Source organism: Paractinoplanes polyasparticus, from assembly GCF_019710575.1.
Taxonomy (GTDB): Bacteria; Actinomycetota; Actinomycetes; order Mycobacteriales; family Micromonosporaceae; genus Actinoplanes; species Actinoplanes polyasparticus.
The window spans coordinates 81,828-94,010 of record NZ_JAHWFK010000006.1 but is presented as its reverse complement, the minus strand read 5'-3'; the positions used below and the strand labels follow the sequence as shown (position 1 = coordinate 94,010).

Below are 12,183 nucleotides of genomic sequence, written 5' to 3'. Positions count from 1 at the left end.
CTGATGGCGCCTGACGACGAACTCCGCACCCGCGCGAAGGCCTGGCTGGCCGACGATCCGGACCCGGCCACCCGCGACGAGCTGACCCGGCTGATCGCGGGGCTGCCCGGCAGCGAGGCCGAGCTGCGCGACCGCTTCGCCGGTCCGCTCACCTTCGGCACCGCCGGGCTGCGCGGACGGCTGCGGGCGGGGCCCAACGGCATGAACCTCGCGGTGGTCACCCGGGCGGCGGCCGGGCTCGTCGGCTGGCTGGCCGCGCAGGGCGGTCAGGGGCCGCTGGTGATCGGCTACGACGCCCGGCACGGCTCGAAACAGTTTGCCGAGCAGACCGCCCGGGTCGCCACCGGTTCGGGCCGGGAGGCTCTGGTCATGCCCGGGCTGCAACCGACCCCCGTGCTGGCGTACGCCGTCCGCGCGCTCGACGCCGTGGCCGGGGTGATGGTGACCGCGAGCCACAACCCGCCGCAGGACAACGGCTACAAGGTCTACCTGGGCCGCGAGCTGGGCGGGCCGGCCGGCGACGGGGCGCAGATCGTGCCGCCGGCCGACGCGGGCATCGAGGCCGCCATCCGGGCCATCGGCCCGATCGCCGACATCCCGCTGGGCTCGACGGGGACGCTGATCGACGAGAAGACCATCGACGCGTACGCCCGGAGTGCCGCCGATGTGCTCGAGGCGGGCGGCCCGCGCGACCTCGCCGTGGCCTACACGCCCATGCACGGTGTCGGGGGCGCCACGCTGCTGGCCGCGTTCGCCGCCGCCGGGTTCCCGGCCCCGGCCGTGGTGGCGGCGCAGGCCGAACCCGACCCCGACTTCCCGACCGTCGCCTTCCCCAACCCGGAGGAGCCGGGCGCCATGGACCAGCTGCTCGCGCTGGCCGCCGCCACGGGCGCCGACCTGGCCATCGCCAACGACCCGGACGCCGACCGGTGCGCGGTGGCGATCCCGGTGGCCGGCGGCGGGTGGCGGGCGCTGCGCGGCGACGAGCTGGGGGCGCTGCTGGGTGATCACCTGATCCGGCGGGGCGTTCCGGGGACGTACGCGACCACGATCGTCTCGTCGCAGCTGCTGGGCCGCCTGTGCGCCGCCCGGGGAGTGCCCTACGCCGAGACGCTGACCGGGTTCAAGTGGATCGTGCGGGCGGCCGAGGATCTGGCCTACGGCTACGAGGAGGCGCTCGGCTACTGCGTGGCGCCGGGCCTGGTACGCGACAAGGACGGCATCACCGCCGCGCTCACCGTGGCGGAGCTCGCAGCAAGGCTGAAGGCCGAGGGGCGGACGCTGGCCGACCGGCTCGACGAACTGGCCGCCGAGTTCGGCGTGCACGCCACCGACCAGCTCTCGGTCCGGGTCGACGACCTCGCCGAGATCGGGGCGGCGATGACCCGGGCCCGGCAGGCGCCGCCGGCCACGCTGCTCGGCTCGCCCGCAAGCGTGGCCGACGACGCCGGCAACAACGTGCTGACCTTCCGCACCGGTGCGGTGCGCGCCGTGATCCGGCCCTCCGGCACCGAGCCCAAGCTCAAGGCGTACCTCGAGGTGGTCGAGCCGGTCGCCGGGGGTGACCTGACCGCCGCCCGGGCGCGGGCGGGCGACGGCCTGGCCGAGCTGCGGCGCGAGATCGCGGCCGCCCTCGGGGTCTGATCAGGCCGGCTTGGGCGTGCCCAGCGCGGCCTGGATCGCCTTGCCCAGCGTCGCCACGACCAGTGCCACGCTGGGCCGGACGATCGAGTCCTCCAGGTTGGCGCCGGCCATGAAGCCGGCGCCCGAGGCGATCTGCTCGAGCCGCTCGTGCGCCCGCGCGACCTGGTCGGCCGGCAGCCGCAGGTTGGGCTCCATGCGGCACGCGACCAGCAGGGTGGCCAGCGCGGCGGTGCGTTCGTCGCAGAGGGCGCCGCTGGTCAGCGCCTCGGCGAGCCGACCGCGGATCTCGGCCTCGAAGGCGTGGTCGGTGGTCGGGTAGCGGTGCACGTGAATGACGCCCATCTGGGTCTCGTCCACGTCCTGGATCACGCCCCGGGCCACCAGGTCCTCGAGGACCCGGATGCGCAGGCGGTGCCGCAGGCGCTGCAGCCACTGGGCAGGGGTGTGCGGTTCGTCGTCGGCCGCCTTGGCCAGCACGGCGTCGGCGATCGTGTCTCCGATCGGGCTGGGGTCGATGACCTTGAGGTAACCGTCGACGTACGCGATCCGCCCGGCCAGCGCGAGGTCGACCAGCACGGCCGCGGCCATACCGAGGTCGAGCCCGATGCGGGAGCCGGTCGCCTTGCCGGTCTGGTCGTCATAGGCGAGGAGGAGCAGTTCCTCAGCGAGAGGCATGGAGGTCATGGATCAAAAGATAGTGTCCCCAGTCACGCATTCAGATCGCCAGGTCGGTTATATCCGGGTTGTAACTGGTCCCATAAAGTCGCGGCATGCAAGCGATCATCGCGACCCTCGGGTACGTGCTCTCCCCCGACCACCGCGAGGTCCTGATGGTCCGTCGCGACACCCGGCCCGACGACCTGCACTACGGCAAGTACAACGGCCTGGGCGGCAAGCTGGAACCGGACGAGGACGTGGTGAGCGGGCTGCGGCGCGAGATCCACGAGGAGGCGGGCATCGAGTGCACGGCCGTCGAGCTGGCCGGCACGATCTCGTGGCCCGGCTTCGGCCGCGGCGGCGCCAACTGGTTCGGCTTCCTCTTCCGCGTCACCGCCTGGACGGGCACGCCGCTGGGCGGCAACGACGAGGGCAGCCTGCACTGGGTGCCGGTCACCGACGTGCTGGCCGGCAAGGTGCCCATGTGGGAGTCCGACCGGCACTTCCTGCCCCTGGTCTTCGCCGACTCCCCCACCGTCTTCCACGGCGTCATGCCATTCCAGGACGGCCACGCCCTGAGCTGGTCCTACAGCATGGTTTGACCGCAACCAGAGTCGCACTTCGCCCGTCGACGTGCCGCGAGCGAAGCGAGCCATAGACTCAGAATCTGCGCATGCCGCCGAACTGGCGGTCTCCCGCGTCGCCCAGGCCGGGCACGATGTACCTCTTGTCGTTCAGGCCCTCGTCGATCGAGGCGGTGACCAGGCGCAGCGGCAGGCCGGACTCCTCGAGGCGGCGGATGCCCTCGGGCGCGGCGAGCACGCAGCAGACGATCACGTCGGTGCAGCCGCGGTCGACCAGCAGCCGGCAGCAGTGCAGCAGCGACCCGCCGGTGGCGAGCATCGGGTCGAGCACCAGCACGGGCTGGCCGGAGAGGTCGCCCGGCAGCGATTCCATGTAGGCACGGGGCTCGTACGTGTGCTCGTCGCGGGCCAGGCCGACGAAGCCCATCGACGACTCGGGCAGCAGGGCCAGCGCCGAGTCGGCCATGCCGAGGCCGGCCCGCAGCACCGGGACGATCAGCGGCGGGTTGGCCAGCCGGATGCCCTCGGTGGGGGCGACCGGGGTGCTGATCGGGTAGGTCTCGGTGGCGAACGAGCGCGCCGCCTCGTAGACCACCATCGTGGTCAGCTCGTGCAGGGACGCCCGGAAGACGCCGGAGTCGGTCTCGGCCTTGCGCATCGCGGTGAGCCGGGTCTGAGCCAGCGGGTGATCTACGACGAGTACGTCCACGCGATCAACCTACCGGTCAATCAAGATCAACTGTCGGGGGCCCGCGTAGAATCGTTCTCATGACTGCGACAGCGACGTCAAGGCTGTCCGGCCGGCCCGATTCACCCGCCGATCTCCGGACCTTCCTGCATGGTCTGCCCGGTGTCGACAAGGTGGGCATCGAGGCCAGGGCGGCGGCGCTGGGCACCCGATCGGTGAAGACGAGCAGCAAGGCGCAGGCGATCGACCTGGCCATCCGGATGGTCGACCTCACCACCCTCGAGGGCGCCGACACCCCGGGCAAGGTCCGCGCGCTCTCGGCCAAGGCCCTGCGGCCCGACCCGGCCGACCCCACCTGCCCGCCGGTCGCCGCGGTCTGCGTCTATCCGGCCATGGTGCCGACGGCGGCCGCCGTGCTGGCCGGCTCCGGCGTCCACCTGGCCAGCGTGGCCACCGCCTTCCCGTCCGGCCAGGCGCCGCTCGACGTCAAGCTGGCCGACACCCGTGACGCGGTGGCCGGCGGCGCCGACGAGATCGACATGGTGATCAGCCGCGGCGCCTTCCTGGCCGGCGACTACGCCAAGGTGTTCGACGAGATCGTCGCGGTCAAAGAGGCTGCCGGCCCGGCCCACCTCAAGGTCATCCTCGAGACGGGCGAGCTCGGCACGTACGACAACGTCCGGCGCGCTTCCTGGCTGGCCATGCTGGCCGGGGCCGATTTCATCAAGACCTCGACCGGCAAGGTCCCGGTGGCCGCGACGCTCCCGGTCACGCTGCTGATGCTCGAGGCCGTGCGCGACTTCCGCGACCGCTACGGGCGGCAGGTCGGCGTCAAACCGGCCGGCGGCATCCGTACGACGAAGGACGCCATCAAGTATCTCGTGATGATCAACGAGACCGTGGGCGACGACTGGCTGCACCCCGACTGGTTCCGCTTCGGCGCGTCCTCGCTGCTCAACGACCTGCTGATGCAGCGCACCAAGCTCACGACCGGCCACTACGCCGGTCCGGACTACTTCACCCTGGACTGAGTGAGGCAGTGCCTATCCGAAGCGGCTCCGCCGCACTGCCCGAGGACTGGGGATAAATGTTCGAATACGCTCCCGCCCCCGAATCCCGCTCGATCGTCTCGCTGGCCCCGTCGTACGGGCTGTTCATCGACGGCGAGTTCGGCGAGGCCAAGGACACGTTCAAGACGATCAACCCGGCCACCGAAGAGGTGCTGACCGAGGTCGCCCTGGCCGCTCCGGAAGACGTCGACCGAGCTGTCGCCGCCGCCCGCCGGGCCTTCCAGAGCTGGTCGGCTCGCCCGGGCTCGGAACGCGCGAAATACCTGTTCCGCATCGCCCGAATCATTCAGGAGCGCTCCCGCGAGCTGGCCGTCCTCGAGTCGCTCGACAACGGCAAGCCGATCAAGGAGTCCCGCGACGTCGACCTGCCCCTGGTCGCGGCCCACTTCTTCTACTACGCCGGCTGGGCCGACAAGCTGAAGTACGCCGGCTTCGGCCCCGACCCGCGCCCGCTGGGCGTGGCCGGTCAGGTCATCCCGTGGAACTTCCCGTTGCTGATGCTGGCCTGGAAGATCGCCCCGGCCCTGGCCACCGGCAACACCGTGGTGCTCAAGCCGGCCGAGACGACCCCGCTCTCCGCGCTCTTCTTCGCCGACGTGTGCCGCCAGGCCGACCTGCCGCCGGGCGTGGTCAACATCGTGACCGGCGCCGGCGACACCGGCCGCTACCTGGTCGAGCACCCCGACGTCAACAAGGTCGCGTTCACCGGCTCGACCGAGGTGGGCCGCCAGATCGCCCGCTCGGTGGCCGGCACCGGCAAGCGCCTGTCACTCGAGCTCGGCGGCAAGGCGGCCAACATCGTCTTCGACGACGCACCGATCGACCAAGCCGTCGAGGGCATCGTCAACGGCATCTTCTTCAACCAGGGTCACGTCTGCTGCGCGGGCTCCCGGCTGCTGGTGCAGGAATCGATCGCCGAGGAGCTGCTCGCCTCGCTGCGCCGCCGGATGGCCACGCTGCGGTTGGGCGACCCGCTCGACAAGAACACCGACATCGGCGCGATCAACTCCCGCGCCCAGCTCGACAAGATTGTTGAATTGTCGGAAATCGGTAGTACGGAGGGCGCTGAGCGCTGGTCGCCGCCGTGCGAGCTGCCCGACCGCGGCTTCTGGTTCGCTCCGACGATCTTCACCGGCGTCACCCAGGCCCACCGGATCGCCCGGGAAGAGATCTTCGGCCCGGTGCTCTCGGTGCTGACCTTCCGGACGCCGGCTGAGGCGATCGAGAAGGCCAACAACACCCCGTACGGCCTGTCGGCCGGCATCTGGTCCGACAAGGGCTCCCAGATCCTGGCCGTGGCCGACAAGCTGCGGGCCGGCGTCATCTGGGCCAACACGTTCAACAAGTTCGATCCCACGTCGCCGTTCGGCGGCTACAAGGAGTCCGGTTACGGTCGCGAGGGCGGCCGCCACGGCCTGGAGGCGTACCTTGCCTAAGTCTTCGACTCCGTCCCGCCTGGCGGTGCGGAAGACCTACAAGCTGTACGTCGGCGGGAAGTTCCCGCGCAGCGAGTCAGGACGGACCTATCTGGTGGACGGCGACAACGTGGCCCTCGCCTCCCGCAAGGACGCCCGCGACGCGGTGGTCGCCGCCCGTGCCGCTCAGCCCAAGTGGGCCGGCGCCACGGCGTACAACCGGGGTCAGGTCCTCTACCGCATCGCCGAGATGATCGAGGCCCGGCGGGCCGAGTTCAAGGCGCTGGGAGTGAGCGGCGCCGAGGTGGACGCCACGGTCGACCGCTGGGTCTGGTACGCGGGCTGGTCCGACAAGATCGCCCAGGTGGCCGGCAACGCCAACCCGGTGGCCGGGCCGTTCTTCAACATCTCGGCCCCCGAGCCCACCGGCGTGGTCGGCGTGGTGGCCCCGCCGTCGCTGCTCGGGCTGGTCAGCGTGATCGCCCCGGCCGTCGTCACCGGCAACACGGTCGTCGTCGTCGCGTCCAACCCGCAGGCAGCGATCACCCTGGCCGAGGTCCTGGCCACCTCCGACGTCCCCGGCGGGGTGGTCAACATCCTCACCGGCTCGGGCGCCGAGATCGCTCCGTGGCTCGCCTCGCACGACGACGTGAACGCGCTCGACCTGTCCGGCATCGAGGACGCCGGCCTGGCCACCGACCTCGAACGGGCAGCGGCCGGCACTTTGAAGCGGGTCCTTCGCCCCGTTTCGGGCGTTGACTACACGGAAGACCCGGGCACGGGCGCCATGACCGCTCTGTTGGAGATCAAGACGGTCTGGCATCCCAAGGGTTTCTGACCGTTTCTCACCGGTCAATGGGGAAGTGCGGGGGACGGTCAGCCCTCGCCCAGGCACGCCCATTAGGGTGTGTCGGCAGTATCACCCGTCCCGTCAGTCAGATCGATCCCGGAGGTCACCGTGACCAGCCAGTCCGACGAGCCCGAGGCGTCCGCGCCGGTGGCCGCGAAGTCCGAGGCCGGACTCTCCGGGCGTGACCTCTGGGACAAGGTCGGCATCGAGCCGGTCGAGATCGCGTTGCCCGGCGGCGTAGCCCTGACCCTGCGGGCCTACCGCAAGGCGTCCTCGCTGACCCCGACCGAGATCGCAGTCGACGAGGACGACCCGTTCGAGGCCCGCAAGCGCGCCGCCGTCCGCGACGAGGACGACGACGAGGAAGTCATCGTCGACGACGAGTTCCAGGCGCTGCTGACCGAGGGCGAGGCCGACAAGGACGCCAAGGCAGCCGACGAACCCGATCCGGCCGACTTCGAGGACGAGCCGGAGGACTCCGCCGCCGAGGAGGACGAGGAGGTACCCGCCTTCCTCAGCCACAAGGGCCGGTTGATCGCCTTCAAGTCACCCGAGTCGCTGGTCTCCTTCATTCGTTCGGGTGCTCCGCACGACCTCGCACAACTCGAGTCCTGGGGCACCCTGGCCGAGCAGGTACAGTCGACCGACGTCGACCCGCTGCCGGAAGACCGCTACGAGCTCGACCTCGTGGTCGAGAACCTGCGCGGCGGGCACGACACGTGGGACTTGCCGCTCCTCATCGCCGCCGGCGAGGTGGCGCGTGACCTGGGTCACGCACTCCGGCTCAAGCCGGTGATCCTGGCACTGTCGCCCGGTTCGCCGCTCGACGACCTGGACGAGTCCCTTCGTTCCGCGGAAAGTGGCGGAATGGGTGGTTTCTTCGGTCGGCGTCGATTGAAGAAAATCGGGGCACAACAGGCAAGTCTCGGCTGGCGCTCGGTAATCGGCAAGATCTCTGCAGCTGTGGACTGGCGCGACTGACCCCTCAACAGGGACCATCATCTCTTGGCCATACAGCTGCCTCGGGGAGGAGGACGACGCCGTGGCGCTCGTGCGCGTGTACTGCGGTCTGGCGTCGGCAGATGAAGCGGTGCGTGGGGCCTCGGCCACACAGCTGACCATCGCCGTCGTGGACGACGCAGGACGACTGCTCGGCGTTCACGAGATAGGTGACGATCCCGGCGGTTACGCCGAGCTCGGCGCCCTGCTCGTGGAACGTACGAGTGGATTCACCGACGCCGCGGTCGCCGCCGACAGCGACGACCACCTGGTCACCTCCCTGCTCACCGCGGCCGGCCGGCCGCTGGTCGTGGCCGACGACGACACCGTCGACGACTTCGCCGAGCGCTTCGCCGACGACGACTCCGTCGAGGAGATGCAGGCACCGCCCGCGGCCCGCCGGGCTGTCGGCCTGGCCCGCGCGCTCCAGGCGGGCGCGCTGGTCGCCGGCACCCTGCCGGTCCCACGCGACCTGGTCAGCTACAAGCCGGTCCTGACCGCCCACGTCGCCCTGCTCAGCGGGCGGCACGCGGCCGCCATCGCGCTGCGCGAGGTGCTCCGTGAGCTTTACCCGGCCGCGCTTCGCGCCTACCCCGACCCGTCGCACCCGCTCGCGCTGTCCGTGCTCGACGCGCTGCCCGAGCCGGGTCGCCTCACCGCACAGGGCGAGCCGCAGCAGATCGCCGAGCAGGTCGCTGTCGAGCTCACCCGGGCCGGCGCCGGCTCCGAAGACGAGATCATCGCCGCCGTCACCGCGCTCCAGGTCGCGATCAGCGAGTCGCCCCGCCGCGGCGGGGTCAACAAGTCGCTGGCCCCGGCCGCCGGCGAGACGGTGCGCCAGTCGGTCGCCTCGGTGCGGGCCTGCGATGCCGCCTGCGCATCGCTGGTCGGCACGCTCGCGGCCCGCGCCACCACGTCCGAGGCCGGCCGCCGCAACCGCCGCGCCGAGGCTGCCCCGCTGCAGTCCGTGCCCGGCTTCGGCCGGCGCAACCGGCCCGAGCCCGCCTCCACCGGCACCGGCCCGGTCAGCCCGCAACCGCTGACCACGCCGCCGGTCGCGCCCAGCCCGGTCATGCCGCCGCCGCTGGCGCCCCGGCCGGTCACACCGCCGCCGGCCGCGCCCGCGGCCCTGTTCCCCAACCGCGCTCCCGCCCCGGGCAACCGGCCCGTCTCGGTGCCGCCGCCCCCGCCGGGCATGACGCCGATCACTCCGGGCTCGCGCCCGCCGACCGGCACGCGCACCCCGGCTCCCCCGACCGGCACCGTGTTCCCGGCGGCCTCGGTCTCGCCGGCCGCGGCGGCCCCGTCCTCGGGTGCCCCCAACGGCACCTCACCGGCCGACACCGGCCAGCCGTTCCGGGCGACCCTGACCAACGCCGCGATCAACAGCGTCCGCGCCGAGCGTCAGCGCACGGTCATCCCGCCGCGCCCGACCACCCGCCCCGCGACGCCCGCGGCCGACGCCACCGACTACTCGCTGCCCATGCCCTCGCAGCGCCCGGGCCCCGAGCCCGCCGAGCCCGGCTCACGCGCCAACTGGCCGCTGCTCAACAGCGGCAGCGACGACGCGGCCACCCTGCCCGCCGCGTCGGCCAGCGCCCCGCCGGCCGACGGCCGGGTGCGCCCGCCCTGGCAGGACATGCCCAAGGAGCCGCCGGCCCTGCGCCTGGTCGACACCCAGCTGGCCAACGGCCTCGACAAGACGGTCACCGACCTGCCGCCGGTGGCCGATCCGCCGCCCCTGCGCCTGGTCGACAGCCGCAACGGCCGCCGGTCCCCCGGCCAGACCACCACCAAGCTGACGGCGCTCGACCGCAGCACCACGCCGCCGGTTCCCGCCGACAGCAACGACACCGACCTGCTGATCTTCGCGGCGGCCCGCTCGGCCTGGTTCACCGGCCACAACGAGCAGCCCGACAAGCTCGACTGGACCAACCCGAACGACACCGGCTGGCGCGCCGCCGAAAAGGCGTCGACGCCCGCGGTGGCGGCCGAGACGGCAGCCGGCCTGCCCAAGCGCGTGCCCCAGGCCAACCTGGTGCCCGGCTCCCCGCTGCGCGACGAGCGCCCGCTGCGCATCGTTCGCGACGCGGCCAGCATCGCCGCCCACACCACGGGTTACTTCCGTGGCTGGCGGCGCGGGCAAGAGATCGGCGGCTTCGCCATGGGCGGCCGCCCGGGCCGCGAGGCCGCCGGCGGCTGGGACTTCACCCGCGACCGCGAGGGCGCCGACGATTTCCGCAACAACAACGCCGGCTACGGCTCGCGCTGACCGCATCGCATCGCTTTTCGGCCCGGTCGCTCCGCCATGGAGAGGCCGGGCCGAGTGCTTCCTGCTGGTCCGGGCGCCCCGGGATCGTCGCTCAGTCCTCGGTTATCCACAGTCCCGGGTTATCCACAAGCAGAACCGGCCGGCCCGCCGCGATGTCACCAACTTCGCGATAATGGCTGCGGGTGAACCGCCCCGGGTTTGATATCGGCCTGATCTCTCGGCGGATCGAGTCATGTCACGCCCGTCGCCGTACCCCCGGTACGTGAGCGGGCAGTGCGGATGGTCGCCGAGGTGCGACCGAGCTACGAGTCGGAGTACGCCGCGATCGTCGCCGTCGCCCACAAGCTGGGGATCGGGACGGCTGAGACGCTGCGTAAATGGGTCCGGCAGGACCAGATCGACACCGGCCGGCGGGCCGGGACCACCACCGACGAGACAGCCGAGTTGAAACGGCTGCGGCAGGAGAACGCGGAACTGCGCCGGGCGCACGAGATTTTAAAGTCCGCTTTCTTCGCGGCCGAGCTCGACCGGCCACAGCGACGCTCGTGAAATACATCGACGAGCACAAGCAGAAGTTCGGCGTCGAGCCGATCTGCCAAGTCCTGACCAGCTCGGGATGGCCGATCGCGTCCAGCACGTATCGGGCGGCCTGCCGCCGGTTGCCCTCGGCCCGGACCCGCCGCGATGCTTGGCTGACCGAACGGATCCGGCTGGTCCACGCGGCCCACCACGGCGTCGACGGCGCCCGCAAGATCTGGCTTGTTTGAACCGTGAGGGCGTCGAGGTGGCCCGGTGCACCGTCGAACGACTCATGCGTCAGGCCGGGCTGTGTGCGGTCGTGCGCGGCAGAATCCGCCGGACCACGATCGCGACCAGCGGGCGGCCCGGCCGGCCGATCTGGTCCAGCGCCGCTTCACCGCGGACCCTGGGCTTGGCTTGGCTTGGCTTCAGATTTGTGGCTTGTGTGCCGAACAAGTGCTTGTGAGCAAACCGTTTCTCGTCGCCTGTCTGATCGTGCGGGACGAATCCGCTGAGCTGGCCGGGTGTCTCGAATCGCTGGCCGGGGTGGTCGACGAGGTGCGCGTCCATGACACCGGGTCAGTTGACGGAACCCCTCAGATCGCCTCTGAGTGCGGCGCGATTGTCACCCTGGGCCGGTGGACCGATAACTTCGCCGCGGCCCGCAACGCGGCTCTGGAGGGTTGGAGCGCTCTCTGGGTGCTCAGTGTGGACGCCGACCAGCGGTATGTCGGAGATCCGGGGAAGTTGCGGGATCTGCTGACGGGCGCCACGGCCGAAGTCGTCGAGGTCGAGGTGGACAACGCGCACGACGAGCTGCCCTATACGAACACCGCAGCCCACCTGTTTCGCAAGGACGAGGTCGGCTGGACCGGGCGGGTGCACGAGCGGCTGACCGGACTGGACGGGCGGGTGCCTCGCACGGCGGTCGCGCCGCGGGAAGCCATCTTTCTGGCGCACGGGGGCTGTGCCCGGCCCGAGGTACGTACGGCCAAGGCTCTGCGCAACGCCGAGCTGGCCCGGCGGACGCTCGCGGAGGCTGACGGCGATCGTGCGCTGATCGCGCGAACCCTGCTCGACCTGGGCCGGAGCCTGATCGGCGCCGGGCAGCGGCAGGAGGCGGTCGACACCCTGGAGATGCTGCGGGAACTGTTTCCAGGTACGCCGGAGTGGCTGCACGGCACCGACTTTCTGGCTCGCCTGGTGCTGGCCGCGGGCCTGGACGACGTCTGCCTCGTCCTGGTCGAGCAGATGCGAGCTGCCGGGGCGGCCGGCCCCTACTGCGACTGGCTCGCCGCGCAGGCACTGGCCCAGCTCGGCGGCGTCGCCACCGCCACCCGCCTGCTGGCCGGCGTCACCGAGGTCGTCGACACCGCGGGCCGACGCCACGACCCGCGGGCCCTGCACGAGTTACGCGGCCTGCTGGCCGCCCTGGCCCACGCGGCTTAGCTCCAGTTCCGGCGCCGGGTCGGGTCGCGGCGCCCG

10 protein-coding genes, 1 pseudogene and 1 other annotated feature are annotated in these 12,183 nt (G+C 71.7%); of the genes and pseudogenes, 9 read left to right on the top strand and 2 right to left on the bottom strand.

All coding sequences use genetic code 11. The annotated features are described in order from the left end of the window. Nucleotides 1-3 precede the first annotated feature (3 nt). Complete coding sequence (locus KXC43_RS09205; protein ID WP_221375556.1) at nt 4-1,644, top strand: phospho-sugar mutase; 1,641 nt, start codon at nt 4-6, stop codon at nt 1,642-1,644. Here KXC43_RS09205 and KXC43_RS09200 read toward each other — a convergent pair whose 3' ends face one another. After that, nucleotides 1,645-2,328: a GOLPH3/VPS74 family protein gene (locus KXC43_RS09200; protein WP_221375555.1), complete on the bottom strand. Its 684-nt coding sequence runs from the start codon at nt 2,326-2,328 to the stop codon at nt 1,645-1,647. 86 nt (nt 2,329-2,414) lie between these two features. Between KXC43_RS09200 and KXC43_RS09195 the strand changes: the two genes are divergently transcribed. Beyond that, a complete protein-coding gene (locus KXC43_RS09195; RefSeq protein WP_221375554.1) occupies nt 2,415-2,903 on the top strand; it encodes an NUDIX hydrolase in 489 nt (162 codons plus the stop codon). Nucleotides 2,904-2,961: 58 nt separating this feature from the next. Here the strand turns inward: KXC43_RS09195 and upp are convergent, their stop codons facing one another. Then, the gene (gene upp / locus KXC43_RS09190) at nt 2,962-3,594 is read right to left on the bottom strand and encodes a uracil phosphoribosyltransferase (RefSeq protein ID WP_221375553.1); all 633 of its coding nucleotides are present in this window, start codon (nt 3,592-3,594) and stop codon (nt 2,962-2,964) included. A 59-nt stretch (nt 3,595-3,653) separates the two neighbouring features. On the opposite strand from upp, the gene deoC reads away from it, so the two are divergent. From deoC to KXC43_RS09145, 7 genes and pseudogenes are all read left to right on the top strand, one after another. Next, nucleotides 3,654-4,604: a deoxyribose-phosphate aldolase gene (deoC, locus tag KXC43_RS09185; RefSeq protein ID WP_221375552.1), complete on the top strand. Its 951-nt coding sequence runs from the start codon at nt 3,654-3,656 to the stop codon at nt 4,602-4,604. A 56-nt stretch (nt 4,605-4,660) separates the two neighbouring features. After that, on the top strand, nt 4,661-6,079 hold the full coding sequence (locus tag KXC43_RS09180; RefSeq protein ID WP_221375551.1) for an aldehyde dehydrogenase family protein: 1,419 nt from the start codon (nt 4,661-4,663) through the stop codon (nt 6,077-6,079). Next, a complete protein-coding gene (locus KXC43_RS09175) occupies nt 6,072-6,896 on the top strand; it encodes an aldehyde dehydrogenase family protein (RefSeq protein ID WP_221375550.1) in 825 nt (274 codons plus the stop codon). Before KXC43_RS09180 ends, KXC43_RS09175 begins: the two co-directional genes overlap by 8 nt. 120 nt (nt 6,897-7,016) lie before the next feature. Beyond that, complete coding sequence (locus KXC43_RS09170) at nt 7,017-7,889, top strand: SatS C-terminal domain-containing protein (RefSeq protein WP_221375549.1); 873 nt, start codon at nt 7,017-7,019, stop codon at nt 7,887-7,889. A gap of 61 nt (nt 7,890-7,950) precedes the next feature. Then, complete coding sequence (locus KXC43_RS09165; protein WP_308129019.1) at nt 7,951-10,179, top strand: transposase; 2,229 nt, start codon at nt 7,951-7,953, stop codon at nt 10,177-10,179. Nucleotides 10,180-10,452: 273 nt separating this feature from the next. Beyond that, a pseudogene (locus KXC43_RS50660) lies at nt 10,453-11,094 on the top strand (IS3 family transposase); the annotation flags it as partial. Continuing rightward, nucleotides 10,683-10,811, top strand: a sequence feature (AL1L pseudoknot). (Overlaps the previous pseudogene by 129 nt.) Before the next feature lie 66 nt (nt 11,095-11,160). Next, nucleotides 11,161-12,147 carry a glycosyltransferase gene (locus KXC43_RS09145; protein ID WP_221375545.1) on the top strand — a complete coding sequence of 329 codons (987 nt, stop codon included), beginning with the start codon at nt 11,161-11,163 and terminating at the stop codon, nt 12,145-12,147. Nucleotides 12,148-12,183: the final 36 nt, after the last annotated feature.

Coding starts and splice junctions, on each gene's coding strand:
- KXC43_RS09205 (WP_221375556.1), top strand. CDS start 4: ATGGCGCCTGACGACGAACTCCGCACCCGCGCGAAGGCCTGGCTGGCC.
- KXC43_RS09200 (WP_221375555.1), bottom strand. CDS start 2,328: ATGACCTCCATGCCTCTCGCTGAGGAACTGCTCCTCCTCGCCTATGAC.
- KXC43_RS09195 (WP_221375554.1), top strand. CDS start 2,415: ATGCAAGCGATCATCGCGACCCTCGGGTACGTGCTCTCCCCCGACCAC.
- deoC (WP_221375552.1), top strand. CDS start 3,654: ATGACTGCGACAGCGACGTCAAGGCTGTCCGGCCGGCCCGATTCACCC.
- KXC43_RS09180 (WP_221375551.1), top strand. CDS start 4,661: ATGTTCGAATACGCTCCCGCCCCCGAATCCCGCTCGATCGTCTCGCTG.